The sequence below is a fragment of the Otoolea muris genome (assembly GCF_943193115.1).
In the GTDB taxonomy this organism is placed as follows: domain Bacteria; phylum Bacillota; class Clostridia; order Lachnospirales; family Lachnospiraceae; genus Otoolea; species Otoolea muris.
The window spans coordinates 105,925-124,102 of record NZ_CALPCY010000001.1 but is presented as its reverse complement, the minus strand read 5'-3'; the positions used below and the strand labels follow the sequence as shown (position 1 = coordinate 124,102).

Annotated in this window: 18 protein-coding genes and 1 pseudogene; 17 read left to right on the top strand and 2 right to left on the bottom strand. The window is 56.2% G+C overall.

Going from position 1 to position 18,178, the window contains the following annotated elements; genetic code table 11:
• Window positions 1-30: 30 nt before the first annotated feature.
• The 10 genes and pseudogenes from NFS31_RS00560 to NFS31_RS00515 all read left to right on the top strand — a co-directional run bounded on the left by NFS31_RS00560 (window position 31) and on the right by NFS31_RS00515 (window position 11,190).
• On the top strand, window positions 31-870 hold the full coding sequence (locus NFS31_RS00560; RefSeq protein WP_251490458.1) for a M23 family metallopeptidase: 840 nt from the start codon (window positions 31-33) through the stop codon (window positions 868-870).
• Between the two features lie 236 nt (window positions 871-1,106).
• Window positions 1,107-2,639: an RsmB/NOP family class I SAM-dependent RNA methyltransferase gene (locus NFS31_RS00555; protein ID WP_275563863.1), complete on the top strand. Its 1,533-nt coding sequence runs from the start codon at window positions 1,107-1,109 to the stop codon at window positions 2,637-2,639.
• Window positions 2,639-3,373: a pseudouridine synthase gene (locus NFS31_RS00550; protein ID WP_251490455.1), complete on the top strand. Its 735-nt coding sequence runs from the start codon at window positions 2,639-2,641 to the stop codon at window positions 3,371-3,373. The genes NFS31_RS00555 and NFS31_RS00550 overlap by 1 nt, the downstream gene beginning before the upstream one ends.
• A 74-nt stretch (window positions 3,374-3,447) precedes the next feature.
• Entirely contained in the window at window positions 3,448-4,149 is a 702-nt protein-coding gene (locus NFS31_RS00545) for an HAD family hydrolase (RefSeq protein WP_251490453.1), read from the top strand.
• 2 nt (window positions 4,150-4,151) lie between these two features.
• Entirely contained in the window at window positions 4,152-6,077 is a 1,926-nt protein-coding gene (locus NFS31_RS00540; RefSeq protein WP_251490451.1) for a YgiQ family radical SAM protein, read from the top strand.
• The gene (locus tag NFS31_RS00535; RefSeq protein ID WP_251490448.1) at window positions 6,074-6,865 is read left to right on the top strand and encodes an SDR family NAD(P)-dependent oxidoreductase; all 792 of its coding nucleotides are present in this window, start codon (window positions 6,074-6,076) and stop codon (window positions 6,863-6,865) included. The genes NFS31_RS00540 and NFS31_RS00535 overlap by 4 nt, the downstream gene beginning before the upstream one ends.
• A gap of 5 nt (window positions 6,866-6,870) precedes the next feature.
• Window positions 6,871-7,440: an O-linked GlcNAc transferase-like protein gene (locus tag NFS31_RS00530; RefSeq protein WP_251490446.1), complete on the top strand. Its 570-nt coding sequence runs from the start codon at window positions 6,871-6,873 to the stop codon at window positions 7,438-7,440.
• Between the two features lie 84 nt (window positions 7,441-7,524).
• A pseudogene (locus NFS31_RS00525) lies at window positions 7,525-8,493 on the top strand (RluA family pseudouridine synthase); the annotation flags it as partial.
• Window positions 8,494-8,708: 215 nt separating this feature from the next.
• Window positions 8,709-9,950 carry a peptidase T gene (gene pepT / locus NFS31_RS00520; protein WP_251490444.1) on the top strand — a complete coding sequence of 414 codons (1,242 nt, stop codon included), beginning with the start codon at window positions 8,709-8,711 and terminating at the stop codon, window positions 9,948-9,950.
• A 79-nt stretch (window positions 9,951-10,029) separates the two neighbouring features.
• Complete coding sequence (locus tag NFS31_RS00515; protein WP_251490442.1) at window positions 10,030-11,190, top strand: CapA family protein; 1,161 nt, start codon at window positions 10,030-10,032, stop codon at window positions 11,188-11,190.
• 38 nt (window positions 11,191-11,228) lie between these two features.
• Here NFS31_RS00515 and NFS31_RS27280 read toward each other — a convergent pair whose 3' ends face one another.
• A complete protein-coding gene (locus tag NFS31_RS27280; protein WP_416389410.1) occupies window positions 11,229-11,417 on the bottom strand; it encodes a DUF6783 domain-containing protein in 189 nt (62 codons plus the stop codon).
• A gap of 7 nt (window positions 11,418-11,424) precedes the next feature.
• Window positions 11,425-12,867, bottom strand: coding sequence for a sensor domain-containing diguanylate cyclase (locus NFS31_RS28135; protein WP_251490440.1), 1,443 nt, complete (start codon window positions 12,865-12,867; stop codon window positions 11,425-11,427).
• Between the two features lie 182 nt (window positions 12,868-13,049).
• On the opposite strand from NFS31_RS28135, the gene NFS31_RS26980 reads away from it, so the two are divergent.
• The 7 genes from NFS31_RS26980 to rnc all read left to right on the top strand — a co-directional run bounded on the left by NFS31_RS26980 (window position 13,050) and on the right by rnc (window position 18,101).
• On the top strand, window positions 13,050-13,235 hold the full coding sequence (locus NFS31_RS26980; RefSeq protein ID WP_331482394.1) for a GNAT family N-acetyltransferase: 186 nt from the start codon (window positions 13,050-13,052) through the stop codon (window positions 13,233-13,235).
• Window positions 13,153-13,545 carry a GNAT family N-acetyltransferase gene (locus NFS31_RS00505; RefSeq protein WP_331482393.1) on the top strand — a complete coding sequence of 131 codons (393 nt, stop codon included), beginning with the start codon at window positions 13,153-13,155 and terminating at the stop codon, window positions 13,543-13,545. The genes NFS31_RS26980 and NFS31_RS00505 overlap by 83 nt, the downstream gene beginning before the upstream one ends.
• A gap of 19 nt (window positions 13,546-13,564) precedes the next feature.
• The gene (locus NFS31_RS00500; RefSeq protein WP_251490437.1) at window positions 13,565-14,890 is read left to right on the top strand and encodes a hypothetical protein; all 1,326 of its coding nucleotides are present in this window, start codon (window positions 13,565-13,567) and stop codon (window positions 14,888-14,890) included.
• Between the two features lie 81 nt (window positions 14,891-14,971).
• A complete protein-coding gene (locus NFS31_RS00495) occupies window positions 14,972-15,826 on the top strand; it encodes a patatin-like phospholipase family protein (protein ID WP_251490434.1) in 855 nt (284 codons plus the stop codon).
• Window positions 15,827-15,946: 120 nt separating this feature from the next.
• Window positions 15,947-16,948, top strand: a complete 1,002-nt coding sequence (gene plsX, locus NFS31_RS00490) for a phosphate acyltransferase PlsX (protein WP_251490431.1) — start codon at window positions 15,947-15,949, stop codon at window positions 16,946-16,948.
• 22 nt (window positions 16,949-16,970) lie between these two features.
• Window positions 16,971-17,201, top strand: coding sequence for an acyl carrier protein (gene acpP, locus NFS31_RS00485; RefSeq protein WP_251490428.1), 231 nt, complete (start codon window positions 16,971-16,973; stop codon window positions 17,199-17,201).
• A gap of 204 nt (window positions 17,202-17,405) precedes the next feature.
• Window positions 17,406-18,101 carry a ribonuclease III gene (gene rnc, locus NFS31_RS00480; protein WP_251490425.1) on the top strand — a complete coding sequence of 232 codons (696 nt, stop codon included), beginning with the start codon at window positions 17,406-17,408 and terminating at the stop codon, window positions 18,099-18,101.
• Window positions 18,102-18,178: the final 77 nt, after the last annotated feature.

Here is an 18,178-nt window from a genome sequence, read left to right as displayed (position 1 = left end):
TATTACTATATGTCCGGGAGCGCCCAAGATATGATGATCCTTTTTCTGATTCTGCTGTCGCTGTTTAATGTGAGCCTGTTTCACTGGCTGGGTCAGGATCCGTCCTTTTACCGGCTGGATGCCTATACCTGGGAGAGCGTGGAGTTCCGCGGCATGCGGCTCGGCCCGGCAATAGCGGGGCTTACGGAGGTGGATTGCGAGCGCCTTTCGGGTTTTATGCTTGACCACGCCTTTGATTTGACGGAGTTTGAGACAGAGGCTGACCTTTCAGGCCCTCTCGAGACGCTTGACATCCTGGACGGCCGCCGGCTTTTGCTGGAGCAGAAATCAGCGGCATACAAAAAGCTGTGCCATGCGTATGAGATCGTATTTTCGGATCTGAAATATTTCCCCATCCCCGCCAGCACCAGGGCGGATACGCCGCCTGTCACTTACGAGGACGGCTGGCAGCAGAAGCGGACCTACGGCGGGGAGCGGGGCCACGAGGGCTGCGATATCATGGGCATGGAGCGTGAGAGAGGCTTTTACCCGGTCATCAGCATCACCGACGGCGTGGTGGAAAAGCTCGGCTGGCTGGAACAGGGCGGCTGGCGGGCAGGCATCCGCAGCCCTTCGGGGCTGTATCTGTATTATGCGCATCTGTTTTCTTATGCGGAGGGCTTAGAGGAGGGAAAGACGGTGCGGGCCGGGGAGCTTTTGGGGTATATGGGCGATTCCGGCTATGGGAAGCAGGAGAATACAGTGGGGAATTTTCCGGTGCATCTGCATCTGGGACTTTATCTGAAGACGGATCACTTTGAGGAGATGAGCGTGAATCCGTATTGGGTGCTTAAGTATCTGGAGAAGAGACGGTTGTATTTTGATTATTAGGCTGTAACGATTTGAAGTCAGGCGTGCCATAATTTCTCTGGTTTCTGCAGATTAGCATATCTGACAAAAAGCTTATATATTCATTTTCAGATGTTGTGAAGAGGGCCGCCGGTTTTCTTACGGATATACTGCCTGCTTCCGGCTGCTTTACTGGCGGGGGCCCTTTTACGACTTTTCCCCGGCCATAAACCGGAACATTTAGAAACATAGTAATTATATGCAAGAGGAACAAAACATTGTACACTTCACCTTTTTCAGAGCGATATATACAAAAAATGAAGGCCCTTCTGGGAAATTCATTTGCGGAGTACGCGGCTTCGTGCTCGCAGCCCCCCTGCTTTGGACTTCGCGTCAATACGCTGAAGTCGGATCCGGACACATTTTACAATAATGCCGCAAAGGCCGGATGGAAGCTTGAGAGGATTGCATGGATTCCCAACGGATTTTATTACGGGGAGGAGATGCGCCCCGGGCGGCATCCGTGGTATTCGGCGGGGCTTTATTATCTGCAGGAGCCGAGCGCGATGACGCCGGCGGCGGTTCTGGGGGTTCGGCCCGGGGAGCGGGTGCTGGATCTGTGCGCGGCCCCGGGCGGGAAGAGCACGGAGCTGGCGGCGGGGCTTAAAGGAGAGGGCGTCCTTTTTGCAAATGATATCAGCGCTTCGAGGGCCAAGGCCCTGCTTAAGAATCTGGAGCTTTTCGGGGCTTCCAATATCTGTGTGCTGAGCGAGACGCCGGAGAGGATTTCCGCACGTTTTCCGGGGTTTTTTGACAAGATTCTGGTCGATGCTCCGTGCTCGGGGGAGGGGATGTTCCGCCGGGATCCGGGGATGGTAAAGAGCTATGAGGAGCGCGGGCCGGAGTATTATATTCCTCTGCAGAGGCAGATTCTCTCGGAGGCAGTGCGGATGCTGGCTCCGGGCGGGCGGCTTTTGTATTCGACCTGCACCTTTGACGAGGAGGAGAATGAGGGATGCATCCGCTTTGCGCTGGATGCGTTTCCGGAGATGCGCCTGGCAGAGATTGAGAAAAAGGATGGTTTTTCGCCGGGCATCGGCATGCCGGAGTGTGTGCGGCTGTTTCCCCACAGGATCCGTGGTGAGGGGCATTTTCTGGCGCTTCTTGAGAAGGCAGGATCCGGGACGGGGGAGGCAGCGGGAGGAGACGGAGGCAGCGCGCCGCTGTCCGGGGGTTCCTGCCGCGCTCAGGAAGGTTTTGGAGCCGGGCGGGCTCTGCGCGGCGCTTTGAGGACATCTCGGGCAGACGGGCGAAGCGGGGGACATGAAGCCTTGACAGGCGTTTCGGATGCGCTCCGTTTTGTGGAAGGATGGGGCGGGAGAGGGCGTTTGGAGCCGGGGCGCGTCCGTCTGGAGCGGGAGAGGCTTTATTATCTTCCGGAAGAACTCTGTAAAGGCCCGGCGGCGGACCGGGGCGGACTGCGCTATCTGCGGACCGGGCTTTTGCTGGGGGAATTAAAGAGAGGGCGTTTTGAACCCTCCCAGGCGCTCGCCATGGCGCTCCCCCCGGGGGACGGGCCAGGGCGCCTGATGCTCTCATCCGGGGATGAGCGGGTGATCCGCTATTTAAAAGGGGAGACGGTTTCCCTGAGTGAGGATGCGTGTGTATGCAGGATACAGGAAGCCGCCCGGGGCGGGCCGCCGTCCGGGGGCTGGAGGCTGGTCTGTGTGGACGGGTTTCCGCTCGGCTGGGGACGCCTGCACAGCAATATGTTGAAAAATAAGTATTATCCCGGCTGGAGGTGGCAGTAATGGGGAAATCCATGCGGCTTGATAAATTTTTGACGGAAATGAAGTGCGGGAGCCGCAGCGAGGTGAAGGAGCGGATCCGGAAGGGAAGCGCCTGCGTGGACGGACAGGCGGTTTTGGATCCGGGGTTTAAGGTGGATCCGGACAGGATGCGGATTACGCTGAACGGAGCAGCCGTGGGCTGGGCGGAGACGGAATACTATATGCTGAATAAGCCGCCGGGCGTTGTGTCCGCCACAGAAGACGGCCTCCACACGACCGTGGTGGATCTGATTACAGATTCTAAGAGAAAGGATCTGTTCCCGGTCGGGCGTCTGGATATTGATACAGAGGGGCTGCTTCTGATTACAAATGACGGCGCGCTGGCCCACCGTCTGCTTTCTCCGAACCGGAAGGTGGACAAGGTCTACCTGGCGCATGTGACCGGAAGGCTTCCGGAAGATGTGAGAGAGCGGTTTGCAGAAGGGCTGGTTCTTAAGGACGGGACGGCCCTGCGCCCGGCCTCGCTGACATTTTTAAAAGAACCGCGGGAGGCGGGGGAGACAGCCGCAAAGGCTCTCCTTACGATCCGGGAGGGGAAGTTTCATCAGGTGAAACGGATGTTTGAGGCTGTCGGGGGAACAGTTGTGTATTTAAAACGTATTTCCATGGGGCCTCTTTCGCTGGATGAAACGTTAAAGCCCGGCCGGTACCGGGCGCTTACGCAGGACGAGCTTCGCAGTCTGGAGCGTGTCTGAAACATCATCCCGCTATCTGATTTGGGTCAATTATAAGAGTTTGCGGCCTGGCCGCCGCCATAGGAGGATTTCATATGATGTTGGAAGGAAAAAGGGCTGTTTTGTTTGATCTGGACGGCACACTGGTGGATTCAATGTGGATGTGGAAGGCCATTGATATCGAATTTCTCGATCGGTTTGGTTACACATGCCCCGACGATTTGCAGACGATGATTGAAGGGATGAGCTTCTCAGAGGGCGCCGCGTATTTTAAGGAGCGCTTCAGGCTCCCGCTTACGGTAGAAGAGATCAAGGAGATCTGGATCGGGATGTCCATTGACAAATACCGGACCAGCGTCCCGTTTAAGCCTGGCGCCGAGGCGTTTCTAAAGGAATTGCGCGCGCGGGGGATACGGATCGGGATAGCCACGAGCAACGAGAGAGGGATTGTGGATACAGTCCTGCATTCATTGAAGGCTGAGCAGTATTTTGACGCCATCACCACGGCCTGCGAGGTGCCGGCCGGAAAGCCTTCCCCGGATATCTATTTAGAGGCGGCCAGGCGCGTGGGGGCGGCTCCGTCGGAGTGCATGGTATTTGAGGATGTGCCGGCCGGAATCCTGGCGGGCAAACGCGCCGGCATGGAGGTCTGCGCCGTGGAGGACGCGGCTTCGAGCCACCTGGGAGGGGAGAAGAGGCGGCTGGCGGATTATTACATACGCGATTATGAGGAGCTGCTGGCCGGGAGAGAATGCGCAGTGACAACAGAAACCATAACTGAAACGGAGCTTCAATAACCATGACAAACGAATTTTTACCGATTACCAGACAGGACATGCAGTCGCGCGGCTGGGAGTCCTGCGATTTTGTCTATGTGACAGGCGATGCCTATGTGGATCACCCGTCCTTTGGACATGCAGTCATAAGCCGCGTCCTGGAATCGCACGGCTACCGGGTGGGGATCATCCCCCAGCCGGACTGGAATGACCCGGAGAGCGTGCGTATCCTTGGCGAGCCGAGGCTCGGCTGGCTGGTGACAGCCGGAAATATGGATTCCATGGTGAACCATTATTCCGTGTCCAAAAAGCGGCGGGAAAAGGATTCCTACACGCCGGGCGGCGTGATGGGAAAGCGCCCGGACTATGCGACGATTGTGTACTGCCGCCTGATCCGCGCTGTTTCCGAAAAGCCTGTGATCATCGGGGGGATCGAGGCCAGCCTGCGCCGCCTTGCGCATTACGATTACTGGTCCGGGAAGATGAAGCGGTCCATTCTTCTGGAGAGCGGGGCGGATCTCATTTCCTACGGCATGGGGGAGCGGTCGGTTGTGGAGATCGCGGACGCCTTAAACAGCGGGATTGACGTAAAGGACATCACCTTTGTGGACGGTACGGTATACCGGGCGGCGGATCTGTCGTCAGTCTATGATGAGATCCGGCTCCCGTCGTATGAGGAGCTCAAAAAGGATAAGGAAAGCTATGCAAAAAGCTTCATGATCCAGTACCGGAATACGGATCCGTTTTCGGGAAAACGCCTCGCGGAGCCGTACGGGGCGTCGCTTTACGTGGTGCAGAATCCGGCCGCGGCCCCTCTTTCCCAGACGGAAATGGATGACGTGTATGCCCTGCCGTATATGCGGCGCTGCCATCCGTCGTATGAGGCGGCGGGCGGCGTTCCGGCGCTTTCCGAAGTGAAATTCAGCATTATCAGCAACCGCGGCTGCTTTGGCGGGTGCAGCTTCTGCGCCCTTACGTTCCATCAGGGGCGGATCGTGCAGACCAGGAGCCATGAATCCATTCTGGCAGAGGCCAGGCTTCTCACGCAGGATCCGGATTTTAAGGGGTATATCCACGATGTGGGGGGCCCGACGGCGAATTTTTACCACCCTGCGTGTGAAAAGCAGACGCGCTTCGGGGCCTGCCCGGACAGACAGTGCCTGTTTCCAGAGCCCTGCAAAAATTTAAATACGGATCACAGCGGCTATATTTCCCTGCTGAAAAAACTGCGCGCGCTCCCGGGGGTGAAAAAAGTCTTTATCCGTTCCGGGATCCGTTTTGATTACCTTCTGGCAGAGGAGAGCCGGGCGTTTCTTAAGGAGCTGTGCCAGTACCATGTGAGCGGCCAGCTTAAAGTGGCCCCGGAGCACATCGCGGATCCGGTGCTGAAACGCATGGGAAAGCCGGAAAATGCGGTTTACCGCCGCTTTATGAAGGAATACTATGATATGAACAGGCGTCTGGGCATGAAGCAGTACCTGGTTCCGTACCTGATGTCGTCGCACCCGGGCTCGGGCCTTAAGGAGGCGATCGCGCTGGCTGAGTATCTCCGCGATCTGGGCTACATGCCGGAGCAGGTGCAGGATTTCTACCCGACCCCGTCCACGCTGTCCACCTGCATGTATTACACAGGCTATGATCCCAGGACCATGGAGAAGGTCTATGTGCCGGTAAATCCCCATGAAAAGGCCATGCAGAGGGCGCTGATCCAGTACCGGAATCCAAAGAATTACCGGCTGGTGCTGGAGGCGTTGAAGGCCGCGGGGCGGACGGATCTGATCGGATTCGGGAAAACATGCCTGATCCGGCCGGAACGCGGCGCGGCGGGCCGTAAAGAGGCGCAGGGAAAGGGCGGCGCATCTGGAAAAGCGTGTCTGGAAAAGCCCAAAAAGAAGAAAACGATACGCAATATACACAAAAAGCAGGACAAAGGAGGGAATCGGATTTGAAAATCGCAATCATTACAGGCGCTTCTTCCGGCATGGGACGGGAGACAGCCGTGCAGCTTTCGGATCGCTTTGGCGGTCTGTCGGAGATCTGGATCGCGGCCCGCAGGGGCGATCGCTTAGACGCGCTGGAGGACGTGCTTCCTGTACCGGTGAGAAAATTTGCCATTGATCTGACAAAGCCGGATGAGCTTAACGTGCTTTCCGAAGCGCTCCGCGCGGCAAAACCGGATGTAAGAATCCTGGTCAACGCATCGGGATACGGGAAGATCGGGCCGGCAGGCGGCGTGCCCTTAGAGGAGGAAACGGGAATGGTGCGCTTAAACTGCGAGGCGCTGCTGGCAGTTACCCACATCGCGCTCCCCTATATGGGCCGCGGCGGGCGGATCCTCCAGTACGCTTCCTCCGCCGCCTTTCTGCCGCAGCCCGGATTTGCGGTGTACGCGGCCACCAAGGCATTTGTCTTAAGCTACAGCCGCGCGTTAAACGAAGAGCTCAAATCCCGGGGGATCCGGGTGACGGCCGTATGCCCCGGCCCGGTGAAGACGGAATTTTTCTCGATCGCCGAGACGACAGGAAAGATGCCTCTGTATAAGCGCCTGACCATGGCGAACGCATCGCGCGTGGTGAAGCTCGCCGTCCGGGACAGCGCGATGGGAAAAACGGTTTCGGTCTACGGGCCGGTGATGAAGGCGTTCCGGCTGCTCTGCAAAATCGCGCCCCACGGGCTTTTGCTGAACGCCATGACAGCGCTTGCGCCCGCCTGCGCCGCCGGACAAAAGAAAGGATGAGACGATTGAAGAGAGTAAAAAAAGGGGAGTACGGCTACCGCAATGCATTTAAAAAGCGCCAGTGCCTGATCGTCTTTGTACTGATCCTGTTTATCCTGGGCCAGCTCGGGGCGCGCTATATGGCGCAGGCGCAGGCGGTCAGAAACATCCTCACCGTGATGGCGATCCTGACGGTCCTGCCCGCCGCCAACGCAGCCTCCCCGCTTGTGGCCTGCTTAAAATACAAGACGCCTCCCCGCGGCTTTTATGACACGTATTCCGCATATGAAGAGAAATTCATCATGCTCTACGATCTGGTGCTGACCACGAAGGACGATGTGCTGCCCATGGACGCCATCGCCGTACACCCCACAGGCATATACGCCTACTGTGTCAACAAAAGAGCGGATGCAAAGCGGGCGGAACAGGCGCTCAACGAGATTTTGACGGCCCAGAAGCTCGATCCCAATATGCGGGTGACAAACGAATTAAAAACCTTTGACAAGCGCATAAAAAGCTTAAAGCCAGCCTCCGAATATGAGGATGACGGGACCGTGGAATATGCGGTCCGGGTGCTTAAAAGCCTTTCGATGTGACATTTGGGCGTGTGAACAGCAGCCTACAGGGCGCTTCCATGCAGCAGAGCATGTTTGAACGATCATAAGACTGGAGAGGAATCGATGCAGACCGTAACCATCACCGAACAGGAGGCCGGACAGCGCCTCGATCATTTTCTGGGAAAATATTTAAGCCGGGCCGGCAAGGGCTTTGTCTATAAAATGATGCGCAAAAAGAACATCACCCTCAACGGGAAAAAATGCGGCGGGGATGAGCGCCTTAAGCCGGGCGACGAGATCCGTCTCTTCCTGTCTGACGAGACGATCCGCGCCTTTTCTGAGATAACGGTGCAGGAGGTGAAAAAGACGCCTCTTGCGATCGTCTACGAGGATGCGCACATCCTTCTGATTAATAAGCCGGCCGGGATGCTGTCCCAGAAAGCGCGCCCCGAAGACGAATCGCTGGTGGAATATATCATCCGCTACCTGCTGGACTCCGGAAATCTTACAGAGGAGTCCTTAAAGCGCGTAAAGCCCTCGGTCTGCAACCGTTTAGACCGCAATACGAGCGGCCTTGTGATTGCCGGGAAATCCCTGCAGGGGCTTCAGATCATGTCAGACCTGATCAAAAGCCGCGCGATTGGGAAATTTTATCTGTGTATTGTAAAAGGCGCGCTTAAGCAGCCCGTCCGGCTGTGCGGATGGCTTTTAAAGGATGAGAGGAACAATCAGGTCAGGGTGTTTGCAGAAGGGGCGCCCCGCCCGCAGGAGGCTGTGCCTATCCGCACCGCGTACCGGCCGCTTAAAAGCGACGGGCGCTATACGCTTCTGGAGGTGGAGCTTGTCACCGGCCGCCCGCACCAGATCCGGGCGCATCTGGCTTCCATCGGCCATCCGATCGCCGGCGATCCCAAATACGGCGATTCTGCGGTCAACCGCGAGGTGAAGAAAAAATACCGCACAGACTCCCAGCTTCTCCACGCCTGGCGTCTCGTGATGCCGGACGGGCTTGCCGCGCCGCTTTCGCATCTTTCCGGCAGGGAATTTATGGCGGATATGCCGGAGAGTATGCGGCGCATGGCGGCGGGGATGCATTGTGATAAAGGCGGGCGGTTTCATATGGCAAGAAAGACAGGCGTCGAAATTCAGGATTTTGAAAAGCTGTCATGCTCTGGAACATGCTCCGCAAATGGTTCTCACGCCGGCCCTGGAGGCAGAGGGAATAGCGCCGGATCAGGGAGTGAAAGTAACGGTTCAAGGCCATCTGAACGGTTACGGATGAAAACAGAAAAATGAGGTATAGTGAAATGAGCGATGTAACAGAACGTTTTTTGCGCTATGTATCCTTTGACACACAGTCAGAGGAAAGCAGTATGAGTACGCCGAGCACGGACAGGCAGCTCGATCTGGCAAGGGCGCTTTTGCGGGAGCTGCGGGATATGGGGGCGTCAAATGCCCGCATGGATGAATACGGCTATGTCTACGCCGCGATCCCCGCGAACCGCCCTGAGCTTGAAAAAGCGCCGGCCCTGGGCTTTATAGCCCACATGGACACAGCGCCCGCCATGTCGGGCAGGCATGTGAAGCCGCGCATCGTAGAAGCGTATGACGGCGGGGACATTGTCCTCAACAGGGAGCTGGGCATCACGATGCGGCGGGCTGATTTCCCCTGTCTCGGGGAATGCGTGGGCCAGGATCTGATCGTGACAGACGGAACCACCCTTTTGGGGGCGGACGACAAGGCGGGGATTGCGGAGATCATGGCCATGGCGGCCCGTCTGCTCTCGAATCCCGGGATCCCGCGCGGGCCGGTCTGCATCGCCTTCACCCCGGATGAGGAGATCGGAAGGGGCGCGGATCACTTTGACGTCACGGGCTTTGGCGCGGCGGCGGCCTATACGGTGGACGGCGGCCCGATTGGCGAACTGGAATATGAAAATTTCAACGCCGCTTCAGGCGCCGTGTCCATAAAAGGCGTCTCTATCCACCCGGGAGATGCAAAAGGGCGGATGAAAAACGCCATTTTGCTGGGAATGGAATTCCAGAGCCTGCTCCCGGCCGCGGAAGCGCCCATGTATACAGAAGGATATGAGGGTTTCTTTCACCTTGATCATTTCACAGGGGACGTGGAAAACGCCAGGATGGAGTATATCATCCGGGATCATGATCGGGAGCGGTTCGAGGGCCGCAAGCGCCTCTTTCAGGCCGCCGCATCGTATCTGAACACGAAATACGGCGGGGGGACGTTAGAGGCGTCGGTAAAGGATTCCTATTATAATATGAAGGAACAGATAAAGCCCCACATGTATCTGATTGAGATGGCCAGCGAGGCCATGAAAGATGCGGGGATCGAGCCGCGGGTCGTGCCGATCCGCGGCGGCACTGACGGGGCCAGGCTTTCTTATATGGGCCTCCCATGCCCCAATCTCTCCACCGGAGGCTATCATTACCACGGGAAATTTGAATACATCCCGGCGCAGTCCATGGAAAAGATGACCGATGTGCTTGTGGGGATTGTAAAACGGGCGGCGGCCGTTCAGGCTGTCTGACCTATGTACTCCCGGAATCTCAAAAGATCAGGTATGGCGGGGCTCCGGGAGTACATACATAAATTTGGAGGTAAAAAGTATGAAAAAAGGCATCGCGATCGTGACATGCGCTGTGAGTATGGCTCTTTACTGCGGCGGGATCGCCTCTGCCGGACCGGCGGCAGAGATAGAAAGCAGGGAAGAGCAAGGCGGGGAGATGTCCGACGGGGCGCAGACAGGGGAAGCGGTTCCGGCAGAGGACGAGATCCTCATCCGCATGGTGGGGGATGATCTCATCCATCAGCCGATCTTCAGCCAGAGCCTCCTTGGAGACGGCGGCTACGATTTTGATCGGATTTTCGAGCCGATGAAGGAGGACTTTGCGTCAGCGGATGTGGCCATCCTCAATCAGGAGACGATTCTCATAAAGGATTACAGCCAAGTGAGCTCCTATCCCATGTTCGGGAGCCCCGACGCGCTGGGGCATGCCATCGCAAAGGCCGGCTTTGACGTGGTGGCCCATGCGACGAACCACACCATGGATAAAGGCGTGACAGGCATTCTCGATACCATCGGCTTCTGGGAGACGAATTATCCGGAGATGGTGTATCTCGGGATCCACAAGGACGCCGCTGATTCCGATATCCGCTATATGGACGTAAAGGGCGTCCGGCTTGGCTTTGTCAATTATACCTACGGCCTAAACGGCCTGGAGGGCCGCCGCCGCGGCAGGGAGTACCTGGTGGATCTGCTGGGCGACGGCGGGATCGAGGGAACGCTTCATGAGGCGAGGGACAACAGTGATTTCCTGATTGCCATCCTGCACGCGGGAAATGAGTACGTCCACACGCCCACCGCGTACCAGAGAAAGCAGATCCAGCGCTTCATCGACAACGGGGCGGACATTGTATTCTGCGCCCACCCGCATGTGCTGGAGCCGTACCAGATGCTGACCACCCCTTCCGGACATACGGGGCTGGTGTATTACAGCCTGGGAAATTATGTGTCTGCGCAGAACGAGTTGGCCTGCGTCCTGGGCGGGATGGCCGAGGTGCGGCTGAAACGCGGAGAGGACGGGACTGTGGCTGTCTCGGATTACGACTTAATTCCACTGGTGACCCATCAGGAATTTAGAAATTTTACGACCTATAAGCTGGCTGATTACCCGGCTGAGCTGGAGGCGCGCCATGAGCTGCGCGGCAAGGGCTTCAGCGCCGGGGCGATGTGGGAGCTGTTCGGGAGGGCGGCGCCGCGGTGGTAAGATCGGAATGCATAGTGAGTAATCTCATGACGTCGGGGTCAAAAGGTCTTTTGACCCCTGATGCCTTCTGTGCTAGAGCGTGTTTGAAAAATGCTTTCTGCCAGATGTGCGTTCCGCTTTGTGGGAGATTTGGGCCAAATGAACGCGGCGCAGCGGGCTGCGTTAAGTGAATTTGGCCCAAATATACCGCGAAGTGGCGCGTGCAGATGCCAGGAATGAATTTTCAAACACGCTCTAGCGCACGCTGCGCCGATCCCCCTGATTCATGTAATACTGCCTCTTATCCTCATACATCCGTTTTTCCGCTGCTTTTACGATATCCGTAACCAGGGCCTTTTTTCCGCCGGACGCCGTTCCCACTGAGACATGGTATCCGGCTGTGGCCGCCTTCTCCTTTGCCTGGCTGGCTTTTTCTCCTGCCGTGCGTTCATCTGCTTCGGAAAAGGCCAGAAATTCATCGCCGCCGATACGGTAGACCGACCCGTCGCCAAAGGCTTCGACCATGGCGTCTGCCACGAACTGCAGCATTTTGTCCCCGGCATGATGGCCCTGGCTGTTGTTCAGCTCGTGAAGGCCGTTCGCATCGGCGTAAACACAGGAGAGGCATTCCGGCCGGTTGCCTGAATACAATTCCAGGGCCTGCTCATAGGCGTTCCTGTTTTTCAGATTCGTAAGCATATCCGTGCTCGCTATATTTTTGATGGCCCGCAGCTCCTTCTGCGTGCGGATGACATCCCACCAGGCGTGTATAAACAGCAAGGCAGCCTCATAAATCCCCAGGCACAGCAATATTTTCCTTATGTAGATCGCCTCGCTGAGGACAATGCGCTCCGGAACCGTCAGCATAACAAACCACTTGTTAATGCCAACGGGTTCATAGGCCGCATACAGGTACTCGCCGGTGCTTTCAGATAAGTAGGCGGATACCCCGCCGCTGCCTTCCGCAAAATCTTTGATGATCTGGTCTCTTTGAAAGCCTTTTTTGATCTCGCGGCCATGGAACGACTCGGAAGTTCCCCGCGTGCTGTGCAGTGTATCCATGATAAACTGTTTATTTTTTATATCGATAATAAAAAGAGAGGCATTGCTATCCAGAGCATTTACTTCAATATAATTGGGTATGTCGTTAAGCTCTGTCACCCCAAACAGGATCCCCTGAGTTTCGCCGTCGATGACAATGGGGACATTGGAAAATAAAACCGGATGCTCCGGATCCAGGTTATCCGGTTCGATATCTGTAATAAAGGCGCCTTTTTCAGCCAGCGCGTCAAAGGTAATCCCATTTACGGGATCGGCCAGGGTTCCGTCCTGCTGGATAATCTGGTTGTCTGGCAAAATGATGCCCAGCCTGGAAATCATATCAATGTTTTCATGGGGCGCCAGGATATTCATCAGATGCGCCGAATCCTCCAGGCCCTCCTGTGCAATGATATCCGCCAGTATCTCCAGATGATCCCGGAGGGAAGAAAACTGCCGGTACACGTTTTTGCCTGACTCCTCGGCTTCCTGCCTCAGTGTCCTCAGACAGCTCTCCACAGAGTGGGAGCGCAGTAATCCGAAGACGACAAAAAAGCCGATTGCGACAAGCAGCTTAAGGGCGGCGGATGCCAGGAGATTTTTTGTGCCCTGACGGGTAAGTTTTTCCATTATATTTTGTGATCTCATCTTAAAGCTCATCTTTTGCTTCCTCACTTTATAAATCCCCGCGCGGGGAAGAATTCCAATATGCTACTCTTAACAATAATCTCCAATCCTATCGTACCATATATTTTAAAGGCTTTCAAGTTGCAGCGGCAATTTGCATGTGTTATAATGCCAAAAGGTTATAACAGATCAGACCGTTATGAGAGGAGGCTGAAATGACAGGGAGGATGAACCAGCCGGAAAAGGCGGCCCGGTTATTTGGCGGATGGCAGGAAACCATGATATGGTCCTGCCTCCAGAGCGTGATGGGGGCGATCTTTGCAAATTCTGAAAAAGAGCCGGATTCCGCTATGGCGCTGTTGGGAGATCGGATGGTGCAGGGACTGGGCCGCGCAGTATGAAGATTTTGCCGCATATCAGAAATACGGTCTGGGAGCGGTTATCTTAAAAGACGGGGAGCCTGTTTCCGGGGCGTCGTCATATTCTGGTTATATCAGGGGCATAGAGGTAGAGATTGACACAAGAGAGGATTACCGGAGACAGGGCCTGGCCCTCGTGTGCGGGGCAAAGCTGATTCTGGAATGCATAAAGCGGGGCTGGTATCCGAGCTGGGACGCGCAGAACCCGTGGTCGGCGGCTCTGGCGGAAAAGCTGGGCTACCATCTGGATCATGCGTATGAGGCATATGAGATCACAAAAGGCGCTGTCTGAAGCACTATAAGGAGGAATAATGATGAGAAGACACAGGCGGTGTGGGGTAAAAAAGAACAGATGGTTTGTTTTAGCGCTTTTTTTAGCAGGCATGATGACCGCGTGCAAAAAGGAGCTGCCCGCGCAGCTTCTGGAAGCGGGGGCGGCCGGTAGTTCGGCAAATGAGGAGGAAACACTGTCCTTAAAAGGGGCGGGTGGGGAGGAAGAGCCGGTCAGCGATCCGGAGGCTCTGCTGCCCGCGGACGAAGCGGCGGCGCAGCCGGGAAACGGGGGCGAAAAGGCGGCCCAGATAACAGGCGCTCCGGCAACCGGGGCGCGGGAGCCGGACGCGGCGCAGGATGAAAGAGCGGACAGCCTGAAAAAACGGTTTGGAGAAAGCTGCATTGCAGAGCAGACATTCGAGACAGAGCTCAGCGAGTATGACGGCCCGGTCTTTTTTGTCCCGCTCGCGCCCTCGGATGAGAATCCGGAGTTCACGGTCCGGCTGATGCAGGGGGAAGAGATCCTGGCCGAGATACCGCCCTTTGTCCCGGACAGCCTTTCCGGGCAGGCATTTAAAAGCCTTGACGCCGTTTCCTTTTATGATGTAAATTATGACGGCAATACAGATGTGGTGTGGATTGCGACCTATGGAACGGCAGGCGCCGCGTCCGTTTACTACGGCTATGGCCGGGATACAGAGGATTCTGCCCCGTATTTCGTAGCCCAGGAGGCGCTGTCGGCTCAGATTTCGTCCCAGGTAACGCCTCTGACAGTCCCGGAGATCCGGAGATCCCTCTCAGGCGGAAAGAAAAACGGCCAGTTTGCCAGCTACCAGGAGGCATACAGGGCGGTGAGCCGGCTCTGCGATCTGGAGGACACAGAAGGGATGATAATGTATGATCTGATCGATTTTGACGGGGACGATATACCAGAGCTGGTCGCCGGAGTCAACGGTTTTTATACAAGCCTGTACACCTACAGCGGCGGAACGGTTTATACTGTGATGGACGGCTGGCGGTACGGCGTGATGGGAAATGCGGGATATGAATACCAGCCGGGAAAAAACCGTCTGAGAAATTATAACAATGATTATGCGGGGGCCATTGTGTACGCCACATACATGGAAATGGACGATTCGCATACAATGAAGACCGTGGCAGAGATAAAAACCGTCAATTTCGACGACGCCAACCAGAACGGCATGCCGGATGAGGATGAGATGAATTCTATTGGCTGTTACGGGATAAGCTATATTAACGGCAGGGAAGCCGCACCGGAAGAATGCGCGGCCCTTGACGCGGGCGAATACGTCTTTATTCAGGGAACCAAACGCTTTGAGGAGCTTAAAGACGCGCTGCGCTGAGGGCTGCCCCGGCGTAAACAGCGCCCGCGATTGAATGTGAGACGGAAACATAAAGAAAGATTATGGAAAGAAGATGTGACAATGAAAAAGACAGATAAGACGGGACTGGTATTAGAAGGCGGCGGGATGCGCGGGATTTATACAGCCGGCGTCCTGGATGTTTTTCTGGAGCATGAAATAGAGTTTGACGGCGTGATCGGCGTATCGGCCGGAGCAATCCACGGCTGTTCCTTTGTCTCCGGGCAAAAGGGGCGCAGCATCCGCTATTATAAAAAATACTGCAACGACAAGCGCTTCGTAAGCTTCCGGAACCTGATCCTCACAGGCGATATCGCAGGCGAGCAGTTCTGCTACCATGAGATTCCGGAGCGCCTTGATCCATACGATTTTGAAGCGTTCAACGCCTCAAAAACAGAATTCTACGTAACCTGCAGCAACGTGGAGACAGGAAAAGCAGAGCATCTCCCGATCACGGACATGAGAGCCCAGGTAGATCTGATGCGCGCCTCCGCCTCCCTTCCGTACGCCTCCCGCATCGTGCGGGCAGAGGGGATGAAGCTTTTGGACGGCGCCTGCACAGACAGCATACCTGTAGGCGCGTTTCACAGGCTGGGCTTTAGGCGGCTCGTCGTCATCATGACGCGCCCCAGGGGCTATGTAAAAAAGCCGGAGCGCAGATGGCTGCCCGGAATCTATTATCGGCGCTACCCGGCCTTTGCGAGAGCCCTGCGCCGCCGTCACGAGAACTATAACCGCACAGTGCGCCAGATCGAACGCCTGGAAGCCGCCGGAAAGCTCTTCGTCATCCGCCCCAGCATGGCGCTGGAGCTGAAACGGACGGAGCATGATGTGAAGAAGCTTGATGCGGCGTATGAGCTCGGGAGGGCGGATGCGCTGCAGAGGATGGAAGGGATTAAGAAGTGGCTTGGGATTTAACCGAAGGTATTGATTTATACCCTGATCTTTAGTATATTATTTTATAGATTTTGGCGGATCGCTTTTACGCGACGCGTCCGCCCCCGGAAGGGGGATATCACAGCAAAGGAGAGTGGTTTCATGATTCAGGTAGCGGTAGATGCGATGGGAGGAGATCATGCGCCGGGCGAGATTGTGGCCGGGGCGGTTATGGCTGTGAATGCCAGGCAGGATATCCGGGTAATGCTTGTCGGAAAGCAGGACGCCGTATCGGCGGCGCTTTCAGGGCATACATATAACAGGGAGCAGATAGAGGTGGTCCACGCGTCGGAGGTGATCGAGACGGAGGAGCCGCCGGTGAACGCCATCCGCAAAAAGAAGGACTCCTCGATTGTCGTGGGTATGAACCTGGTGAAAAAGGGCGGGGCGGACGCCTTTGTGTCAGCCGGAAGCTCCGGGGCGATACTGGTCGGGGGGCAGGTGCTGGTCGGACGCTTAAAGGGCGTGGAGCGTCCGCCTCTGGCCCCGCTGATTCCGACTGAGACAGGCGTTTCCCTTCTGATTGACTGCGGGGCGAATGTGGACGCGAGGCCGTCCCACCTTGTCCAGTTTGCGAGGATGGGATCCATCTATATGGAGCACGTGATGGGCGTCAAAAGACCCAGGGTGGCGATCGTCAATATCGGCGCGGAGGAGGAGAAGGGGAATGCCCTGGTAAAGGAGACGTTCCCGCTTTTAAAGGCATGTGAGGACATCAACTTTACAGGGAGCATTGAGGCGCGGGAGATCCCGCACGGCGGAGCGGATGTGGTGGTGTCCGAGGCGTTTGTGGGGAATGTGATTCTGAAACTGTACGAGGGAGTAGGCGCCACGCTGATCAGTAAGGTGAAGCAGGGCATGATGACCGATCTCCGCTCCAAGCTCGGCGCGCTTCTGGTAAAGCCGGCTTTGAAGGAGACGCTTAAGAGCTTTGATGCCAGCCGCTACGGCGGAGCGCCGCTTCTGGGCCTTAACGGGCTGGTGGTCAAGACTCACGGGAATTCCAAACGCGCGGAGGTGTGCAACTCCATCATCCAGTGCGTCACATTTAAAGAGCAGGAGATTAATGAGAAGATAAAGAAAAGCCTGTTTCCGCAGGAATAGGAGGGCAGAGAGGAAGAAAGGTATGGAATTTGAAAAATTACAGGGTATTATTGCGGAAGTTCTCAACGTAGAGACGGATGAGATTTCAATGAACACCACGTTTGTGGATGATCTGGGGGCGGATTCGCTGGACATTTTCCAGATTATCATGGGAATTGAGGAGGAATTCGACATTGAGATTCCGACCGAGGCGGCGGAGAAGATCGTGACGGTCGGGGACGCGGTAGAGCAGATTAAGGGCGCGTTAAACTGACGCGTGTGAATGGGGGCGACGGTTCAGTCTGGCTGAGCGGTTCGGATGGGAGCAGTTCCGGAGACGGGGCTGCTTTCGCAATCATTACTATTCACGGAACGGATACAAAACAGCCGTTCCGTGAACCGTAACACGCTTCGCGATGCATACAAACCGCAAAAAAACGCGGTTTGGCGCGGCTGCCCGCATTCAGAAAGGACAGGCATGGAAAAGCATTTTAGAGAGCTTGAGAAAAGCGCGGGATATGAGTTTCGCAACAGGAGGCTTCTTGGCCAGGCGCTGACGCACAGCTCGTATCCGAACGAGCATTTTGGGGATAAATCAGAGTGCAATGAGAGGCTGGAATTCCTGGGAGACGCGGTTTTGGAGCTGGTTTCCAGCGAGTTTCTCTTTCGTAAATATCCGGATATGCCGGAGGGGGAGCTGACAAGGACAAGGGCCAGCCTGGTCTGCGAGCCGACGCTTGCCTACTGCGCGGGGGAGCTTGATTTGGGGAGCTATCTGCGGCTCGGGAGGGGCGAGGACGCCACGGGCGGGCGGCTGCGCCACTCCGTTGTCTCGGACGCCATGGAGGCGCTGATCGGGGCCATTTATTTAGACGGCGGTTTTGCCAGCGCGAAAGAGTTTATCCACCGCTTCATCTTGAATGACATGGAGCACAAAAAGCTTTTTTATGACAGCAAGACAATCCTGCAGGAGATCGTGCAGGGAAGCGAGGACAGTGAAGAGCTGAATTACGTGCTTCTGCACGAATCCGGGCCGGATCACAACAAGCGCTTTGAGGTGGCCGCCCGCCTGGGGGACGAGGAGATCGGCCGGGGGATCGGAAGGACGAAAAAGGCGGCGGAGCAGCTTGCCGCGTACCGCGGTATTTTAAAGCTCAGGAAGGACGGCGTTTAACCTTTAGGAAAACGGCGCTTTAAGGCAGCGTCACGGCTGCCCGGGATTTGCGCCAGACGCTCTGCGCACAGACAGGG

Coding starts and splice junctions, on each gene's coding strand:
- NFS31_RS00540 (WP_251490451.1), top strand. CDS start 4,152: ATGACAAACGAATTTTTACCGATTACCAGACAGGACATGCAGTCGCGC.
- NFS31_RS00495 (WP_251490434.1), top strand. CDS start 14,972: ATGAAAAAGACAGATAAGACGGGACTGGTATTAGAAGGCGGCGGGATG.
- NFS31_RS00515 (WP_251490442.1), top strand. CDS start 10,030: ATGAAAAAAGGCATCGCGATCGTGACATGCGCTGTGAGTATGGCTCTT.
- NFS31_RS26980 (WP_331482394.1), top strand. CDS start 13,050: ATGACAGGGAGGATGAACCAGCCGGAAAAGGCGGCCCGGTTATTTGGC.
- acpP (WP_251490428.1), top strand. CDS start 16,971: ATGGAATTTGAAAAATTACAGGGTATTATTGCGGAAGTTCTCAACGTA.
- plsX (WP_251490431.1), top strand. CDS start 15,947: ATGATTCAGGTAGCGGTAGATGCGATGGGAGGAGATCATGCGCCGGGC.
- pepT (WP_251490444.1), top strand. CDS start 8,709: ATGAGCGATGTAACAGAACGTTTTTTGCGCTATGTATCCTTTGACACA.
- NFS31_RS28135 (WP_251490440.1), bottom strand. CDS start 12,867: ATGAGCTTTAAGATGAGATCACAAAATATAATGGAAAAACTTACCCGT.
- NFS31_RS00500 (WP_251490437.1), top strand. CDS start 13,565: ATGATGAGAAGACACAGGCGGTGTGGGGTAAAAAAGAACAGATGGTTT.
- NFS31_RS00560 (WP_251490458.1), top strand. CDS start 31: ATGATGATCCTTTTTCTGATTCTGCTGTCGCTGTTTAATGTGAGCCTG.
- NFS31_RS00545 (WP_251490453.1), top strand. CDS start 3,448: ATGATGTTGGAAGGAAAAAGGGCTGTTTTGTTTGATCTGGACGGCACA.
- rnc (WP_251490425.1), top strand. CDS start 17,406: ATGGAAAAGCATTTTAGAGAGCTTGAGAAAAGCGCGGGATATGAGTTT.
- NFS31_RS00550 (WP_251490455.1), top strand. CDS start 2,639: ATGGGGAAATCCATGCGGCTTGATAAATTTTTGACGGAAATGAAGTGC.